Origin of the sequence: Rhodococcus sp. 27YEA6, from assembly GCF_044908235.1 — a bacterium.
Taxonomy (GTDB): domain Bacteria; phylum Actinomycetota; class Actinomycetes; order Mycobacteriales; family Mycobacteriaceae; genus Rhodococcus_F; species Rhodococcus_F qingshengii.
The window spans coordinates 483,418-499,340 of the sequence record NZ_JBIYCY010000005.1 but is presented as its reverse complement, the minus strand read 5'-3'; the positions used below and the strand labels follow the sequence as shown (position 1 = coordinate 499,340).

The window sequence follows — 15,923 nt, the reverse complement described above, 5'->3', positions numbered from 1 at the left end:
TTGCCGTTCGTGAAGACGCTTCGTGAGCACGGTATTTCGGGTCGCGCGGCGGGTCAGGGTGCGATGCAGATTTCGCCGACGTTCGTCATGACCGACGATCAGGTCGCGGAGATGGCAGCAGGAATCCTCGCAGCCCTCGGCTGAAGTCAGCTGCGGCGCCGAAAGAGTTTCTCGATTCGGCGCCGCACAGCGTTGGGCGCAGGTTCCAGTTCCAGAACCTCTTGTTCCGACTGCTTGGCGTACGCCTGGGTGTACCGCTCGTGTAGCACCGAGCGAATCTCGTCCGGAGAGTAGGCCCGACGCTGGCGTTCGCCGCGCGCAACGAGAACCCCGGTGGCGGCAACGCCCATTGCACCGGCGAGGCCGACCAGTTTCCAAACGTGCGAGGCGCGCAGAGGAGTACGGAGTTTCATCCCTCTACGCTAGAGGCATGGACCGACGATTGCTTTCGCAGGTGAGTCTCGACGAGGCCGCCGCCGCCACCCGCACGGGCGACATCTGGATCTTTCGCGGAGAGTCGACGGCCGATCGAGCCATCCAGACGCTGACCAACAGCCCCGTCAACCACGTCGGAATGTCGGTCGTGATCGACGACCTCCCACCGCTGATGTGGCATGCGGAACTCGGTCACTCGCTGCAGGACATGTGGACCGGACGCTTCCAGCGTGGTGTCCAACTGCACGATCTGCGATCGGCCGTTCAGGTTTGGGGCGCCAAGTACGGGCAGCGTGGATGGTTGCGCCAGCTCGACCACGAAGTCACCCGGGAGCAGGAAGACGCTCTGCTCCAGACGATCGCGCGGCTGGACGGTACGCCTTTCCCGTCGACGGCCAAGCTTGCTTCGCGCTGGTTCGGAGGCCGAATCCCGAAGCTGCGCAAGAAGTCCGACGTATCGGCAGTGGCCGTCGAGAGCGCCTACTGCGCCGAAGTGGTTGCCAAGACCTATGAAGCGATGGGTCTGCTCGTCGGCAATCGTCGTGTCAACTGGTTCGACCCGGGCAAGTTCTGGAGTGGAGATCAGTTGCCCCTCGCGCCGGGAGTTGCGCTCGGTGACGAGATCTCGGTATCACTGAGTGCACGTGACCTCGAGGCCGGACGCAATCCCGCCGGGTACTCACAAGGTTCGTGACGGCTCGGCGACGACGCGGCCGCCGACTTCGAGCCAACCTTCCGGAGAGAAGGTGGTGTGAAGCACCGATCCGCGTCCCTGGGTGATGAGCAGTGATTTCCTCAATCGGTCCGTGATGCGCAGCGCTGCAGATCCGGTTGCCTCGTCCTCGGCGATTCCCATCACCGGTGCGAACATGCGTGCGCGGATGGCAGCTTCGAGCTTGTCCTGCCACGCCCACAGATACGAATGATCCGCCTCGTAGTCGGACGGATCTGCGTCGATGACGTCGTCCACCGTGTCCATCGGATAGATCGCGAATTCCGGTGCCCATTCGGCACGCGCGCGTACCCACGTCAAAGCGCCGGATTGGCGGACGTCGACACTGCCGGCAGGAACGTCGAGGGCGCTCACGCGACGGCCCTGTTCGCCCAGCCACCACGTGGCACCGACGGTCGGGTGTCCGGCGAAGGGGAGTTCTGCTGCCGGAGTGAAGATCTGGACCCGCGCACGCGAGGCGCCGTCATCCGGAACGTCGATGAAGATGGTCTCGCTGTAGTCGAGTTCCTTCGCGACGGCTTGTCGATCCGATTCTGCAACCGTGGACGCGTCGACGATTCCCAGCGGATTCCCGTGCTTGCCGTTCTCGTCCGTGAAGACCCGGACCACACTCACCTCGATACCCATCGGTCCACCCTAGCGCGCGAAAAGCCCTCCCCACCTTCACGGTGGGGAGGGCTCGTCGAACTGCACTCAGGTCCGAGTGATCAGACCTGTGCGGCAGAGAGGATCTCGTTGGCTTCGACAGCCTGTGCGACGCCCGCGACGATGGAACCGGCGCGGATCGCTTCGAAGATGACCTCGCGGTCGACACCTTCCTGGCGGAGGGTGTTCTCGTGAGCTTCGAGGCAGTGGTTGCAGCCGTTGATCGCGGACACTGCAAGCGACCACAATTCGAAGTCGGCCTTGTCGACGCCCGGGTTGCCGATGATGTTCATCCGCAGGCCGGCACGAAGGTCGTCGTACTTACCGTCGAGGTAGCCCTTGGTGCGGTAGAAGACGTTGTTCATGCCCATGATCGACGCTGCGCCGAGAGCGGCGTTGTATGCCTCTGCCGACAGGTTGTCGGCAGCCTCGGAAGCAATCTCCTTGAGCGTGGACGCAGACTTGGTGGCTGCGGCCGTTGCGAGGAGCGTTCCCCACAACTGCTGCTCGTTCAGGACCGTCGTGCGCGCAATGGAACTCAGGTTGAGCTTGAGGTCCTTCGCGTACTCGGGAAGCGAGTTCTTGAGGTTCTCGACGCTCATACTCAGACGCTCGCAGTCAGGAGCTCGCCGGCGTTGATGGTCGGGTCGCCCTTCTTCCAGTTGCATGCGCACAGCTCGTCGCTCTGGAGAGCGTCGAGGACGCGGAGAACCTCGTCGACGTTACGGCCGACGGAACCGGCTGTGACGGAGACGAACTGGATCTCGTTGTTGGGGTCGACGATGAACGTCGCGCGGTCTGCAACGCCGTCGGCGTTGAGGACGCCGGTGGCCTCGGCAAGCTCGCGCTTGAGGTCCGAGAGCATCGGGAAGGGGAGGGTCTTGAGCTCTTCGTGCTGTGCACGCCACTGGAAGTGCACGAACTCGTTGTCGACGGAAGCGCCGAGAACCTGAGCGTCACGGTCTGCGAACTCTTCGTTGAGCTTGCCGAATGCAGCAATCTCGGTGGGGCACACGAAGGTGAAGTCCTTGGGCCAGAAGAAGACGATGCGCCACTTGCCTGCGTAGTCGTCACTGGTGACGGTGGTGAAGTAGTCATCGGGCTGCTGGGCATCGACCTTGGACAGGTCGCCGCCGATGACAGCCGTGAGGTTGTAAGCGGGGAACTGGTCGCCGATTGTGAGCAGAGCCATGTGTCTCATTCTCCTACGTGTCTCGTGAACAGGAATTTCTTGCGCACACGATCCGGCTGTTCGGACTGTCACGGCCGAACGTGCTGGATCGAGAGGGTTTGTCACCGTCAGCGGGTCGGACGGTTTCGACTGGAGTGTCGAGGTTGTGACCGGCGCTTTTTGGTATGAGTCCATTCTGCATCAAACCGTTCAAAAGGTAAAGGTGATGGGTGGCACTACACTGATAGGCATGTCTGATCAGACTTATCAACCTTCCTTGTCACAGCTGCGTGCCTTTGTGTCGGTGGCCGAGTACCGGCACTTCGGTACTGCCGCAGCGCGTTCCGGTGTGAGCCAACCCACACTGTCGCAGGCGCTGGCAGCTCTCGAGGCGGGACTAGGGGTCAAACTGATCGAACGTAGTACGCGGCGCGTGCTCGTGACCGCGGACGGACAGCGCTTGCTCGGTCAGGCCAAGCAAATCCTCGAAGCTGCCGACGGTTTCGTCGCGAGCGCGGCCGGCTCCGGCGACTCTCTGACCGGACCGCTACGCATCGGGTTGATCCCGACCGTTGCGCCCTACATTCTTCCGGGGTTGTTGCCGGAGCTGCGCGAGAAGCTGCCGTCGTTGGCGCCGCAAATAGTCGAGGATCAAACGGCGCGCCTACTCGATGCACTGCGATCGGGAGCGCTCGACGTCGCGGTGTTGGCGCTTCCTGCCGGAACACCTGGCCTGGTGGAAGTTCCTGTGTACGAAGAGGATTTTGTGATGGTCGTGCCGAACGATCATTCCTTGGCCGGACGTGTCGATCTCACGGCGGACGTGCTCGACGCGCTGCCGTTGCTCTTGCTCGACGACGGCCACTGCCTGCGCGACCAGACGTTGGATCTGTGCCGTTCGGTAGACGCCCATCCGCTTGCCGGCGACACGCGGGCTACCTCTCTCGCGACAGTCGTGCAATGTGTGGCCGGGGGACTCGGGGTGACTTTGGTCCCGGAATCGGCTGTTGCCGTGGAGGTTCGACGCGGGGACTTGTCGACGGCGCATTTCGCTTCGCCGGCTCCAGGTCGCACGATCGGCGTCGTGTTCCGCTCGTCGAGTGGCCGAGCAGAAGGATTCCGTCAGCTGGCCGAGCTGGTCCGTTCGGTCAGCCCGACGGTTCCTCGATGACGTAACTCGTTCGACGTCGACGTGAAAGCTAGTCGAGAGAGCCTTCTTTCACGGCAATGACCGCTCCGGGATTGAGAATTCCCAGCGGGTCGAGCGCATCCTTGACCCTGCGATTGAGGGCCATGACGTCTTCACCCAACTGTGACGGCAGCCAGTCGCGCTTGAGTCGACCCACCCCGTGTTCGCCGGTGATCGTGCCGCCGAGCGCGATGGCGAGATCCATCACCCGTCCGAATGCGATCTGTGCGCGTTCGGACATGTCCGGGTCTGCGGGGTCGAAGACGATGAGCGGGTGGGTGTTTCCGTCTCCGGCGTGCGCTACCGTGCAGATCAGGACGTCGAGGTCGTTTGCGATGGCTTCGACCCCGGTTACCAGCTGGGGGAGTGCGCGCATGGGAACGCCCACGTCTTCGAGAAGCAGACTTCCCATCGCGAGCACGGCCGGGAACACCGCTCGCCGTGCCGCCGCAAAAGCGTCACCTTCGGCCTGGTCATCGGTGGCGAATACTTCGGTGGCTCCGTTGTTTTCGCACGCCTGAACAATCGTCTCGATTTCCAGCACGCCTGCCGCGCCGGGTGCGTCGGACTGCGCGAGCAGTAGTGCGTGAGCCTTGCGGTTCAGACCCATGCGTACCGAATCCTCGACAGCATTGATACTGGCGTGATCCATGAACTCGAGCATCGCCGGACGCATGTTGCTGGTGATCGCCAAGACCGCGTCGGCAGCTTCTTGTACCGAGTCGAACGACGCGACGACGGTTGATGCGGGCGGCTGCGCGGGAATCAAACGCAACGTGATTTCCGTGATGATGCCGAGAGTGCCCTCGCTGCCCACGAACAGTTTGGTGAGTGAGAGTCCGGCGACGTCCTTGAGAAGGGGACCTCCGAGGCTGACAGCTGTACCGTCCGCCAGCACGACCCGGAGTCCGAGAACGTAGTCGGTGGTAACTCCGTACTTGACGCAGCAGAGTCCGCCGGCGTTGGTGGCTGCATTGCCGCCGATGGAACAGATCTCGAAGGACGACGGGTCAGGTGGGTACCAGAGTCCGTGCTCTGCGGCGGCTTTCTTGACCTCCGCATTCATCAAGCCGGGCTGAGTAACCGCCACCCGGGCGACCGGGTCGATCGTGATCTGTCGCATTCGCTCGGTGCTGACCACGATGCAACCGTCGACGGCGCTGGATCCACCGGACAGGCCCGAGCCGGCACCTCTGGGAACCACCGGTACGCGATTGGCGGTTGCCCATCGCATCACGGTTTGGATGTCTTCGGTGCACGTAGCGCGAACCACGGCAGCGGGGTGGCCGGCGGCCGGATCGGCAGCCCAGTCCTGGCGGTAGCCCGCGGTCACGTCCGGATCCAGCAGGACGGCTCCCTCGGGGAGTGCCGCTACCAATTCGTCGAGGGCTGAAGAACTCGCGGGAGTCATACTCTCATCATGCTCGACGGAGTTCGACGATGCGCCAATTCGCGAGACCACAGCCCGAGTCTGTCGCGCCTGATCAGTTCAGCATTGTCCGGCAGCGATCCTCCGAGTTGCCAGTTGAAGCCCTAGCGGCCCTTCTGCTTTCCGGAGAACCGGCCACCCGAACTCTTGGTCCCACCGGACTTGCCGCTGCCTGATTTGCCGCCCGCCTTGGCCTTACCGGAACCGGCGTTGCGTCCGGATATGTTCTTCGCGGTGCCGGCGCCCTTAGCTTTCTGCCCGTTCTTGGCAGCTTCTGCGCGACGCTCGCGGGCCGCGATCTTGGCCTTGACGGAGCCCTTGATCTTCTCCGCCGGCTCACCGTTTCGGCCGCGGGAACTCTGCGCCGTTCGGCCCCGCACGATGCCGATAAGTTCCTCGACCAGATCTGTGGTCTTGGACTCCATCCATGCCAAAGCCACAGGTGCCTCGGGCGCACCGTCCACCGGACGGAAGGTCAGGTCCTTGCGATGGTGGAACCGCGCCAGCGAATGGGGAACCACGACAACTCCGACGCCGGCGGCCACCAACTCGATGGCGTCGGCGATGGTCGCGGGTCGCTCGGCGGCGGTCTTTCCGGGACGGGTCGGCCAGTCGAGTCTGTCGTCGAGAGGATCGAGCACTATCTCGTCGGCCAGATCGTCGACGGAAATCTGATCGACAGTAGTGAACACGTGATCCTTCGGTACCACCACCACCGGGGTTTCCGCGTACAGCGAGATGGCGCTGATGCCGGTCCGGTCGATCGGCAGTCGAACCAAACCTGCATCTGCTTCACCGGCGCGAAGTGCAGCTTCGAGTTCGAGAACCGGGAACTGAACAAGTTCCAGACGCACCTCGGGGAGCCGCTCGTGCCACACCCGGACCCACTTGGTGGGCGTCACCCCCGGGGCGTACGCGAGTCGAAAAATTGCCTGACTATCCGCGTCTGTCACCAGGCAAGGCTACCGCCTTGGTAAAAGCACCCGTATCGGCTGGTTACTCTTGTTGCATGACGTCGAACAAAACTCCCCAGACGATGAAGCCGACGACGGCTGCCAAGAAGCTGGGTGTGTACCTGGAAGCAACACCTGCGCAGTTCCAGGAAGGCGACGTGACTCGTGACGAGCTGACCGCTCTGCAGACCGATCCGCCGGAGTGGCTGCTGGAGCTGCGACGCACCGGACCGCACCCTCGCCCGGTCATCGCAGCCAAGCTGGGCGTATCGATCGCCGGCCTGGCCCGCGGCGGCGTCGAAGAAGCACTCACCACGGATCAGATCGCCGCACTCCTCGAAGAGAAGCCCGAATGGCTCGAAAAGGAACGCGCTGTTCAGGCCGAGGTGCGGGCCGAGAACGTTCGCATCAAGGAAAAGCGCGCTGCTCGCCGCAACCAGCCGCGGAAGGCTCGAAGGGGCTGACGCCCCCTGTGCGCCTTTTTGGTAGCGATGACTACCAGAAAGGCGCACAGGCGCTAGCCTTCTACGACGCTCAGCTCGTCGAACACGATTTCACCCGCGGCATCCGATTCCGGGATGTCGACGACTGCAAGCAGTGCCCATCCGTGATCGCCCTCCGGATCCTCGAGCACCTGCCGCACCCGCCAGAACTCACCCTCTTCGGTGACCTGGAAGAGCGCCGGCCCGCGCGCCGATGGCCCGGTTCCGATTGTTGCGTACTCCTCGAAGTACGGGAGTAGTTGCTCCTCCCACTCGGCGGCGTCGATACCGTCCTCGAGGTTTTCCAGCTCATTCCACTGCCGACGCGACGCGAGGTCGATGCGTCGGAACATCGCATTGCGCACCATGACGCGGAATGCGCGCGGGTTCGCCGAGATGGGACGGGGAATGTCGGCGCCGAACGCAACCTCTTCCGTGTCTGCCTCGGCTCCGGGGTCGGTGAGTGACTCCCATTCGTCGAGCAGGCTCGAGTCGACCTGACGGATCAGCTCACCCAACCACTCGATGATGTCTTCGAGTTCCTCGGTGCGCGCTTCCGTCGGGACGGTCTGTCGCAGCGCGCGGTAGGCGTCGGCGAGGTAGCGCAGGACGAGGCCCTCGGACCGGGTGAGTCCGTAATGGCTGATCAACTCGGCAAACGTCATGGCGCGTTCGATCATGTCGCGCACCACGGACTTGGGGGAGAGGGCGAACTCGGTGATCCACGGGTGGCCACCCCGGTACATTTCGAAAGCCGGGAACAGCAAGTCCGACAACGGTTTCGGCCACGTAACCTCTTCGAGGAGTTCCATGCGCTCCTCGTACTCGATGCCGTCGGCCTTCATCTGCGCAACCGCTTCGCCACGAGCGAAGTGCTGCTGCGCCATCAGAACCTGACGCGGATCGTCGAGCGTCGACTCGATGATCGAGACGACATCGAGTGCGTAACTGTCGGATTCGACGTCGAGAAGTTCGAATGCCGCCAAGGCGAACGGTGAGAGTGGCTGGTTCAAGGCGAAGTCGCGTTGCAGGTCCATCGTCAACCGAGCCATGCGGCCGTACTCGTCGGGTTCGTCGAGGCGTTCCACGATGCCGGCGCTGAGCAATCCGCGATACAGCGAGATCGCTTTGAGGATGTGCTTGCGCTGCGCCGGACGCGATTCGTGGTTGTCCTCCAACAGGTGCCGCATCGCGTCGAAGCAGTTACCCGGGCGGGCAATGACATTGAGCAGCATCGAGTTGCTGACCGAGAATCGCGACACCAACGGCTCGGGCGAGGCGGCGACCAAGCGATCGAACGTCGCTTCGCTCCAGGACACAAACCCCTCGGGAGCCTTCTTGCGTTGAATCTTCTTGATCTTCTTCGGATCGTCGCCGGCCTTGGCGACTGCCCGCAGATTCTCTACTTCGTGTTCCGGTGCCTGGACGACGACGGTGCCCATCGTGTCGTAGCCTGCACGACCCGCGCGGCCGGCGATCTGATGGAACTCGCGGGCTTTCAGATGCCGAGTGCGGACGCCGTCGTACTTGGCCAGACCCGTGAGCAGCACCGTGCGGATCGGGACGTTGATGCCGACGCCGAGGGTGTCGGTACCGCAGATCACCTTGAGAAGCCCGTCCTGTGCGAGAACTTCGATGAGCCGTCGGTACTTGGGCAGCATGCCCGCATGGTGAACGCCGATGCCGTGCCGGACCAGGCGGGAGAGTGTTTTTCCGAACCCGGTGGTGAAGCGGAAACCACCCAGCGCCTCGGCGATCGCTTCCTTCTCTTCTTTGGAACAGAAGTTGACGCTCGTCAATGCCTGGGCGCGTTCGAGCGCGGCGGCCTGCGTGAAATGCACGATGTAGACGGGGGACTGGTTGGTGGTCACCAGATCTTCGATGGTTTCGCCGACCGGCGTGGTCGCGTAGGAGAACATCAAAGGCACGGGGCGTTCTGTGCCGGAGACGACGGTGGTGGGTTTCCCGGTACGCCGCGTCAGATCTTCGGAGAAGAAGTCGACCTCACCGAGAGTTGCCGACATCAACAGGAACTGGGCGTGCGGCAACTCGATGAGCGGAACCTGCCACGCCCAACCTCGATCGGGTTCGGAGTAGAAGTGGAACTCGTCCATCACGACCTGGCCGATATCGGAGTTCGGGCCCTCGCGCAGTGCAAGATTCGCGACGATTTCGGCCGTCGCACAAATGATCGGCGCCGACGAGTTCACGGCGGCGTCGCCGGTCATCATGCCGACGTTCTCGGCACCGAAGACCTCACACAGTGCAAAGAACTTCTCGCTCACCAAGGCCTTGATCGGCGCTGTGTAATAGGTGCGCTTGCCGAGCGACATCGCATAGAAATGCGCGCCGATCGCCACCATCGACTTGCCTGACCCGGTCGGCGTCGCAAGGATCACGTTTGCACCCGAGACCAACTCCATGACGGCCTCTTCTTGGGCCGGGTAGAGCGTCAAACCTCGTTCGATGGTCCACGAAGAGAAGGCGTCGAAAACGGAATCAGGATCCGCGTTGTCGGGGAGAAGTTCCGTCAGCAGCACTCGTACAGGCTAGCCGCAACCGTGGATCAGGTTGCGCTTCGCTCGTCCGAGCCCATGGCGTCGAGCACCGCCATGCGGGTGGACGACGTTCCGGTGATGGTGTTCTCGCCGACCCCGGAGATCAGCATGTGGCGCCAGCGAGCCTCGTCGAAGACGAGTGGTGCGGTGCTGGAAAGAAAATCTTCGACGATCTGCAGGAAACGCATCGGATCGTCGCGGAACGGGAAGTGGCCCGAGCCGCGGAAGACTTCGAGCCGTGAGTTCGGCATCGCCGCGTGCGCGAGGTGAGCGTGGGAGACGGGAATGACGGAGTCGTCGTCGCCCCAGATCAGTTGAACCGGCAGATTCTCGGTCAGATAACAGCGGTCGAGCATCGTGACGACCTGTCCGCGCCAGTCCACGACGGCCCGCAGCGTACGAAGGTAGGCCTCGTAGGCAGTGGGGTCGGGGAGATCAGCGAGCACGCGAATCAGGTCCGGTGTGTCATGCAACATGGTGCCGGGACGCAAATTTGAACCGTGAACTACGCCGGCAAGGTTCCCGGCCATCCGGACGAGCGGCATCGCACCAGGTATCCGGAGCAGCTTTACCACCTCGTTGACCACCGGAACGGACATGAGGCGCAGTAGCGGATGGACGTCCTTGGTGACGCCACCGGCCGAGACCAGCACGAGGCGATCCACCATGTGTGGGAATTGGTAGGAGAACTGCATCGCTACGCCGCCGCCGAGCGAGTGCCCGATGACGGTGACGTGCTCGATGCCGAGCGTCGACAGAAGATCCCGCATGCCGTTGGCGTACGCGGCTACCGAGTAATCCGCGCGTGGCTTGTCGGAACGGCCGTGACCCAACAGGTCAGGTGCGATGACCGTGTACTTCTTGGCGAGGTGGGGAATGATCTCGGCCCACGTCGACGAGTTGTCGCCGATTCCGTGCAGGAGCAGTACTGCCGGACCCTCGCCGGCTATCCGAAATGCGCGTCGGTAGCCGTGAATCGTCCGGAACATCATCCGCGGTTCCTCGTCGGGGACCGGTCGGAGCTGACGGTTCCGTGGTCTGCTCATGTCGCCTCCTGGCTCGGCGTGTGACCACGTTGACTGTCTGCTCCAGTTGTTGAGCCGTCAACGAAAATCACACAGAGTTTGAGGCTATCCGACGGATGTGTCCTGAACAACAGCCCAGGTAACGGAGGGGTTGCGGAATGCGCACAATGTCGAATTATGCGCCCCGCCCGTCACATTTTCGTCAGTTGTCGCCTCGATCGAGGTCTCCAGCTGAGCCGAAGTCGTCATTTCCTGCCTGTTCGGCCAGGAACTTTTCGAACTCTGCGCCGATCTCGTCACCGCTGGGAAGGTCGGCCTCGCCGGCCAGAAGGGACGACTGTTGTTCCTGAGCGGCGACAAAAGTGTCGTATTGACGCTCCAAAGCGTGGACTACAGTCTGAACTTCTTCGTTCCCGGCTATGTGCTCGTTAACCTGTTCCCGAACGCGCGCCGCGGCCTCACCCAGGGCAACCAAGGGCAACTCCAGATCCGAAACCTCGGAAACGTTTTCGAGCAAAGTTTCTGCGGCGCCCGGGTAGTCCGTTTGCGCGAGGTAGTGGGGGACATGCACCGAAAAGCCCATCGCCTCGTGCCCGTGCTGAGACATACGAAGCTCGAGCAGTGATGATGCGCTGCCGGGAACCTGCAGTTCACCTGACCAACGCTGATGGTCCTGGATCAGGTCCTTGTTGGTCGAATGTGCTGTCACACCCAGCGGTCGGGTGTGCGGGATTGCCATCGGAATCGCGTTGAGCCCGATGGTTCGACGCACTCCCAACTGTTCGGACAACAGACGAACGGCTGTGGTGAACCGCTCCCACTTGAGGTCCGGTTCCATCCCCGCGAGCAGCAGGAACGGCGTGCCGGCCGTATCGCGCAGTGCGTACAGATTGAGCGCCGGAGCGTCGTAATCGGAGAAATGATCGGCCTTGAACGTCATCGTCGGTCGACGTGAGCGGTAGTCGATCAGCTCGTCGACAGCAAACGACGCGACAAGCTCGGTCTCGAGGCTTTCGCGCAGATGCGTCGTCGCCAACTTCACGGCGTGACCGGCGTCGGAGTAACCCTCGAGTCCGTGAATCAGGATCGGTCCCTGGCCGTCGGCAGCCGCCAACTGGGGCGCCGGAAATTCCAGCTCGTACATCCTCGACTGTTCGTCCATCGCAGTCCCCTTCGCTCTTCGGTCTTGATCTCAAGTGTCCACTATCGGCGCACGCGCGACAGCATCGGAGTCAGGTGCCCGACAGCACTGGATCAGACGTTCATCGGTAAGAACACCGAGTCGGTGACCGATCATTCCCGATCCGACGAGACGGGCGTTCGCCGAGAGCGAAGCTGAGCGGTATCTTTCGACACTTGGCCTGGGCGTTCGCTAGATGTCGGGTGCGCGGCTTCGGACATGGCAGAGTGGAACACAAGGTCGGCACGGCCGATTTGTCCGAAATGGATTGGTCGATTGTCGGTATCGGTCGAGTGCGGAGGCTTACATGCGGGTGTGTCCACGATCGTCCAGGCGAGTGGCCGCATGCTCACTTGCTGCGGTGGCCGCCGTTGCACTACTCGCGGGCTGCTCCGGGTCGGTCCAAGGAGCGCCCGTTCCGGACTCCGCGCCGGCGACTGCCGGTGCGACCGACAGCGGCACGGCGGCGCCGAGTACGACGGCTGCACCCAAATCCTCGACGCCGAAATCCACCTCTCCGAAAACGGCGGCACCGCTGTCCGAACTGCTGCTGACTCCCGAGGAATTCCCCGAGCCCTTCGGCGCTGTTGTGCTGCCCCCGCAAGCCGTTCCGATGGCAGCGCCGGATCTAGTCGGCGTCCCGCGCGGTGCCACCGTCGATCCGTCCGAATGTGAGCCACCGGAACAGGATTACGGTCCGAACGGGACCGTGATGGCGGTCGGGACCGACAACGCGACGAGGGCAACGATTTCGGTCGAACTCACGAAGGTCGATGCACCACTGGACGAGTTGGAAGCGCAGACTCGGCAGTGCCCGTCCATGACTGTCACTGCGAACGGCGTCACTACGACAGTGACGACGGAAATTCTTCCGCCGTCGCCGATCGATGCCGACAAGACGATGTCACTTCGCCGCACTGTCGTGTCCCCCAAGGCCACAGCCGGTGATCAGACGATGCTGACCTTGATCGCGCAGGTCGGCGACGTACGGGTGGCGACAACACTGATGACGTTCGGTTCTGCGACGCCCTCGACGGCACCGCTGGATCAAGCGTTCACCGCAGCCGTACAGAAGGTCAAAGCAGGCAAGTGATTTCGCAGCACACAGGTCCGACAAGTAGCGGAACTGCTCGGTGCGGCGCGGTACTTGGTCCCCAACAAATGCGGTAATCCACAGACGACTTGGACGCAGCTGTTTTCCCTGGTCGAGCAGACGGCCGGGTCAGGGTGATCAGCGACGGTGTGTGCATGACGACATCACCTCTTCCGGGAGAATTCGAATTCTCCGACGACGACCTTGCCGCCCTTCTCGGATGCGTCGAACGCGTCTCCGATCCAGGCGAATTGATCGCGGCAATACCCGCACTCCTGGGCTTCCATCCGTCCAACTCTGTGGTTGCGCTGTCTCTGATGGGCGCCTCCGCCTCGACGCTCGGACCAGTGATGCGGCACGACTACTTTCCCAGTGTCAGGGGAAAGCCCGCGAGGCAGATGAGCGCGGCGCTGCGCCAGTTCGCCGCCGTCTGTGACGGGGAAGGCGCGCGTGCGGTCGTTCTCGTGGTGATCACCGATTGCTCGGCGGCTGAAACTCTGATCGATGAAACCATCGAGCTGGCCGAGGTATTCGAAGACATGCTCGGCGGAACCTGCGTCGAGCTGGCCGACGTATTGTGCACGGCCGCAATAGAATCTGGCCAGCCGTGGACGAGCGTCATGCGTTCGATTCACCGCGGCACCCTGCCAGACCCGGCATCTTCGTCGGTTGCAGCAGCACAGGTGTTGGGCGGGAGGGTCATTCGCCGTTCGCGTGAGGAACTGGTCCGGTGGGTACACGGCGCCGCTCGCAATCACGACACGATTGCCCGACTGATCGCGAGCCGACGAGAGTCGAGCGCGCACAGTGGGGGACCGAGCGGTGAAACCGCAGTTCAGTGCCGGATCGATCTGGTGTTGGAACACGTCCGCCGTGTCGAGGCAGGCGCTCACCGCCCTGACCCGCAGGAATGCGCCGATCTGGTGGTCGCATTGACGGACGTACGCGTGCGCGACGTGGTGCTGGGATTGGCGATCACGTCCGTTGCGGCACATGCTGAGCAATTGTGGCTCGTGCTCACCCATGAAGTCCCGTTGCCCGAACGAGCTTGGCCGGCAACACTTCTCGGCTTCTTTGCATACGTGCGTGGCGACGGCCCTCTGGCAGGCGTTGCGCTGTCGGCCGCACTGTCGGCCGATTCGGAACACACCTTGGCGGGATTGCTGGATCTATCGCTGCAATCCGGTGTGCGCCCCGACGGAATCCGTGACCTCGCGGCCGTCGGATTGTCCATCGGGGAATCGCTCGGAATCACCGGCTTGCCGCCGGCACTGCCGAGTGGAAGCTAGCGAGCAGCGTGTGAGCGGTCGCCCAGATCCTGGAGGAACTGCCATGCGTCGGCGACGATGACGTCGAGATCGGTACGCGTGGGCGTCCAACCGAGCTCGGCAATCGCCTTGTCGCTCGATGCGATCAGTACTGCCGGATCACCCAGCCGTCGTGACGCGTCCTCGACGTTGATCGGCAGGCCGGTGACCCGCGCACAGGCGGCGATCACCTCGCGCACGCTGAAGCCGGCACCGCTTCCGAGGTTGTAGATGCGGTGCTCGCCGGGAACCGAAGATTCGAGCGCCAGTAGATGTGCTTCGGCGAGGTCCAGCACGTGGATGTAGTCGCGTACCGCGGTTCCGTCCGGCGTGGGCCAGTCGGTTCCGAAGACCGAGATCTTGTCCCGCTGTTCGAGCGCGACCTGCAGGACGAGTGGAATCAGGTGGGTTTCGATCACCCGGTTCTCGCCGGCGGACTTGTACGCACCTGCGACGTTGAAGTAGCGCAAGCTCGTCGCACCGAGGCGGTGAGCGATCGAGTACGAGGTGATCGCATGATCGATCGCGAGCTTGGTCGCGCCGTACGGATTGGTGGGGCGGGTCGGAGCGGTCTCCACGATCGGGGACTGCTCCGGTTCGCCGTACGTTGCGGCGGTGGACGAGAACACGAGGCGCGGAGTACCGGAGACACGGATCGCCTCGAGCAACTCGATGGTCGTGACGACGTTTCCGCGCCAGTACTTTTCGGGGTGCAGCACCGATTCGCCGACCAGCGACTGCGCCGCGAAGTGAAGCACACCGTCGAAAATCGGTGAACCCGCACTGCCGAGGACGTCGGCGGCAAGCGCTCCCACGTCCCCTTCGATGAACTCGGCACCGGCAGGCACCGCGTCGGCATTTCCGGTGGAGAGGTCGTCGATGACGACAACCTCGTGTCCACGCTCGAGCAACACAGTGCTGCACACACTGCCGACGTAACCGGCGCCGCCGGTGACCAGGAGTTTCATCTACTTCCTCAGACCTGCTTGACCTGAACGGCGTGAGCCATTTCCTCGGACAGGTCGAACCCGCTGTGACCCGGCACGATGATCGTCACCGAGCCCGGACGGGTTTCGACCGTCACCCTGGCGTCGGGAACGACGCCGGCGTCACGCAGCTGCGCGATCACCTCGGGATCGGACTGCACGTGCTCGGCCAGTCGCCGAACGACCACAGCTGTCTGTGCGCCGTGCGGAATATCGGTCAGGCGCACCAATGTTTCGGTGGTGGCAACCGGGCCGTCGAGTCCCAACTGGTCCAAGCCCGGAATCGGGTTGCCGTAGGGCGACGTCGTGGGGTTGTTCAGAACGACGACGAGCCGACGCTCGACCTCCTCGCTCATCACGTGCTCCCAACGGCATGCCTCGGCATGTACGTCTTCCCATTTGAGACCGATGACGTCCACCAGCAGGCGCTCTGCCAACCGGTGCTTACGCATGACAGAGATCGCGAGATCGCGACCCTTGTCGGTGAGTTCCAGATGTCGATCGCCGGCGACCATCAGCAAGCCGTCACGCTCCATACGCGCAACAGTCTGGCTGACGGTGGGTCCGCTCTGTTCGAGCCGTTCGGCGATCCGCGCCCGGAGTGGGACTACGCCCTCTTCTTCCAAGTCGTAGATCGTCCGGAGATACATCTCCGTGGTGTCGACTAGATCCTTCACACTCAACCCCTTCGTCAGTTGATCATTCTACCGTTCAGTTCGTGGTTCCGGTGCCGCCTC

The 15,923-nt window shown here is 62.9% G+C and carries 16 protein-coding genes and 1 pseudogene; 6 read left to right on the top strand and 11 right to left on the bottom strand.

Annotated elements, in window-relative coordinates:
* Positions 1 to 144 (top strand): annotated as a pseudogene (locus ABH939_RS17205) (aspartate aminotransferase family protein); the annotation flags it as partial.
* Positions 145 to 146: 2 nt separating this feature from the next.
* Here ABH939_RS17205 and ABH939_RS17200 read toward each other — a convergent pair.
* Positions 147 to 413, bottom strand: a complete 267-nt coding sequence (locus ABH939_RS17200; RefSeq protein ID WP_003942156.1) for a hypothetical protein — start codon at positions 411 to 413, stop codon at positions 147 to 149.
* 17 nt (positions 414 to 430) lie between these two features.
* Between ABH939_RS17200 and ABH939_RS17195 the strand changes: the two genes are divergently transcribed.
* Positions 431 to 1,129: a hypothetical protein gene (locus ABH939_RS17195; protein ID WP_042919956.1), complete on the top strand. Its 699-nt coding sequence runs from the start codon at positions 431 to 433 to the stop codon at positions 1,127 to 1,129.
* On the opposite strand, the gene ABH939_RS17190 is transcribed toward ABH939_RS17195, so the two are convergent.
* The 3 genes from ABH939_RS17190 to ABH939_RS17180 form a co-directional block, all read right to left on the bottom strand.
* Positions 1,115 to 1,795, bottom strand: a complete 681-nt coding sequence (locus ABH939_RS17190; RefSeq protein ID WP_003942237.1) for a PhzF family phenazine biosynthesis protein — start codon at positions 1,793 to 1,795, stop codon at positions 1,115 to 1,117. The genes ABH939_RS17195 and ABH939_RS17190 overlap by 15 nt on opposite strands.
* 80 nt (positions 1,796 to 1,875) lie before the next feature.
* On the bottom strand, positions 1,876 to 2,415 hold the full coding sequence (locus tag ABH939_RS17185; protein ID WP_003942122.1) for a carboxymuconolactone decarboxylase family protein: 540 nt from the start codon (positions 2,413 to 2,415) through the stop codon (positions 1,876 to 1,878).
* Positions 2,416 to 2,417: 2 nt separating this feature from the next.
* On the bottom strand, positions 2,418 to 3,005 hold the full coding sequence (locus tag ABH939_RS17180; RefSeq protein WP_003942119.1) for a peroxiredoxin: 588 nt from the start codon (positions 3,003 to 3,005) through the stop codon (positions 2,418 to 2,420).
* 229 nt (positions 3,006 to 3,234) lie between these two features.
* Between ABH939_RS17180 and ABH939_RS17175 the strand changes: the two genes are divergently transcribed.
* A complete protein-coding gene (locus tag ABH939_RS17175; RefSeq protein WP_020907545.1) occupies positions 3,235 to 4,155 on the top strand; it encodes a hydrogen peroxide-inducible genes activator in 921 nt (306 codons plus the stop codon).
* 28 nt (positions 4,156 to 4,183) lie between these two features.
* Here the strand turns inward: ABH939_RS17175 and ABH939_RS17170 are convergent, their stop codons facing one another.
* Positions 4,184 to 5,584: an FAD-binding oxidoreductase gene (locus tag ABH939_RS17170; protein ID WP_404649870.1), complete on the bottom strand. Its 1,401-nt coding sequence runs from the start codon at positions 5,582 to 5,584 to the stop codon at positions 4,184 to 4,186.
* A 122-nt stretch (positions 5,585 to 5,706) separates the two neighbouring features.
* Positions 5,707 to 6,555: a LysR substrate-binding domain-containing protein gene (locus tag ABH939_RS17165; protein WP_003942255.1), complete on the bottom strand. Its 849-nt coding sequence runs from the start codon at positions 6,553 to 6,555 to the stop codon at positions 5,707 to 5,709.
* 56 nt (positions 6,556 to 6,611) lie between these two features.
* Here ABH939_RS17165 and ABH939_RS17160 point away from each other — a divergent pair, with 56 nt between their 5' ends.
* Positions 6,612 to 7,019: a DUF5997 family protein gene (locus ABH939_RS17160; RefSeq protein WP_007732807.1), complete on the top strand. Its 408-nt coding sequence runs from the start codon at positions 6,612 to 6,614 to the stop codon at positions 7,017 to 7,019.
* A gap of 53 nt (positions 7,020 to 7,072) precedes the next feature.
* Here the strand turns inward: ABH939_RS17160 and ABH939_RS17155 are convergent, their stop codons facing one another.
* From ABH939_RS17155 to ABH939_RS17145, 3 genes are all read right to left on the bottom strand, one after another.
* The gene (locus ABH939_RS17155; protein ID WP_003942173.1) at positions 7,073 to 9,577 is read right to left on the bottom strand and encodes an RNA helicase; all 2,505 of its coding nucleotides are present in this window, start codon (positions 9,575 to 9,577) and stop codon (positions 7,073 to 7,075) included.
* Positions 9,578 to 9,603: 26 nt separating this feature from the next.
* Positions 9,604 to 10,641 carry an alpha/beta fold hydrolase gene (locus ABH939_RS17150; protein ID WP_404649869.1) on the bottom strand — a complete coding sequence of 346 codons (1,038 nt, stop codon included), beginning with the start codon at positions 10,639 to 10,641 and terminating at the stop codon, positions 9,604 to 9,606.
* Positions 10,642 to 10,822: 181 nt separating this feature from the next.
* On the bottom strand, positions 10,823 to 11,782 hold the full coding sequence (locus ABH939_RS17145) for a proteasome assembly chaperone family protein (protein ID WP_003942198.1): 960 nt from the start codon (positions 11,780 to 11,782) through the stop codon (positions 10,823 to 10,825).
* A 355-nt stretch (positions 11,783 to 12,137) separates the two neighbouring features.
* Between ABH939_RS17145 and ABH939_RS17140 the strand changes: the two genes are divergently transcribed.
* Both ABH939_RS17140 and ABH939_RS17135 read left to right on the top strand, forming a co-directional pair.
* On the top strand, positions 12,138 to 12,893 hold the full coding sequence (locus ABH939_RS17140) for a sensor domain-containing protein (RefSeq protein WP_042919947.1): 756 nt from the start codon (positions 12,138 to 12,140) through the stop codon (positions 12,891 to 12,893).
* Between the two features lie 155 nt (positions 12,894 to 13,048).
* Complete coding sequence (locus tag ABH939_RS17135; RefSeq protein WP_404649868.1) at positions 13,049 to 14,182, top strand: DUF4192 domain-containing protein; 1,134 nt, start codon at positions 13,049 to 13,051, stop codon at positions 14,180 to 14,182.
* Here the strand turns inward: ABH939_RS17135 and galE are convergent.
* On the bottom strand, positions 14,179 to 15,168 hold the full coding sequence (gene galE, locus ABH939_RS17130; protein ID WP_404649866.1) for a UDP-glucose 4-epimerase GalE: 990 nt from the start codon (positions 15,166 to 15,168) through the stop codon (positions 14,179 to 14,181). The genes ABH939_RS17135 and galE overlap by 4 nt on opposite strands.
* 8 nt (positions 15,169 to 15,176) lie before the next feature.
* Positions 15,177 to 15,863 carry a metal-dependent transcriptional regulator gene (locus ABH939_RS17125; RefSeq protein ID WP_003942150.1) on the bottom strand — a complete coding sequence of 229 codons (687 nt, stop codon included), beginning with the start codon at positions 15,861 to 15,863 and terminating at the stop codon, positions 15,177 to 15,179.
* Positions 15,864 to 15,923: the final 60 nt, after the last annotated feature.

Excerpts from the sequence above, each read along its gene's own strand:
- ABH939_RS17200 (WP_003942156.1), bottom strand. The coding sequence starts at position 413 with ATGAAACTCCGTACTCCTCTGCGCGCCTCGCACGTTTGGAAACTGGTC.
- ABH939_RS17195 (WP_042919956.1), top strand. The coding sequence starts at position 431 with ATGGACCGACGATTGCTTTCGCAGGTGAGTCTCGACGAGGCCGCCGCC.
- ABH939_RS17190 (WP_003942237.1), bottom strand. The coding sequence starts at position 1,795 with ATGGGTATCGAGGTGAGTGTGGTCCGGGTCTTCACGGACGAGAACGGC.
- ABH939_RS17185 (WP_003942122.1), bottom strand. The coding sequence starts at position 2,415 with ATGAGCGTCGAGAACCTCAAGAACTCGCTTCCCGAGTACGCGAAGGAC.
- ABH939_RS17180 (WP_003942119.1), bottom strand. The coding sequence starts at position 3,005 with ATGGCTCTGCTCACAATCGGCGACCAGTTCCCCGCTTACAACCTCACG.
- ABH939_RS17175 (WP_020907545.1), top strand. The coding sequence starts at position 3,235 with ATGTCTGATCAGACTTATCAACCTTCCTTGTCACAGCTGCGTGCCTTT.
- ABH939_RS17170 (WP_404649870.1), bottom strand. The coding sequence starts at position 5,584 with ATGACTCCCGCGAGTTCTTCAGCCCTCGACGAATTGGTAGCGGCACTC.
- ABH939_RS17160 (WP_007732807.1), top strand. The coding sequence starts at position 6,612 with ATGACGTCGAACAAAACTCCCCAGACGATGAAGCCGACGACGGCTGCC.
- ABH939_RS17150 (WP_404649869.1), bottom strand. The coding sequence starts at position 10,641 with ATGAGCAGACCACGGAACCGTCAGCTCCGACCGGTCCCCGACGAGGAA.
- ABH939_RS17145 (WP_003942198.1), bottom strand. The coding sequence starts at position 11,782 with ATGGACGAACAGTCGAGGATGTACGAGCTGGAATTTCCGGCGCCCCAG.
- ABH939_RS17135 (WP_404649868.1), top strand. The coding sequence starts at position 13,049 with ATGACGACATCACCTCTTCCGGGAGAATTCGAATTCTCCGACGACGAC.
- galE (WP_404649866.1), bottom strand. The coding sequence starts at position 15,168 with ATGAAACTCCTGGTCACCGGCGGCGCCGGTTACGTCGGCAGTGTGTGC.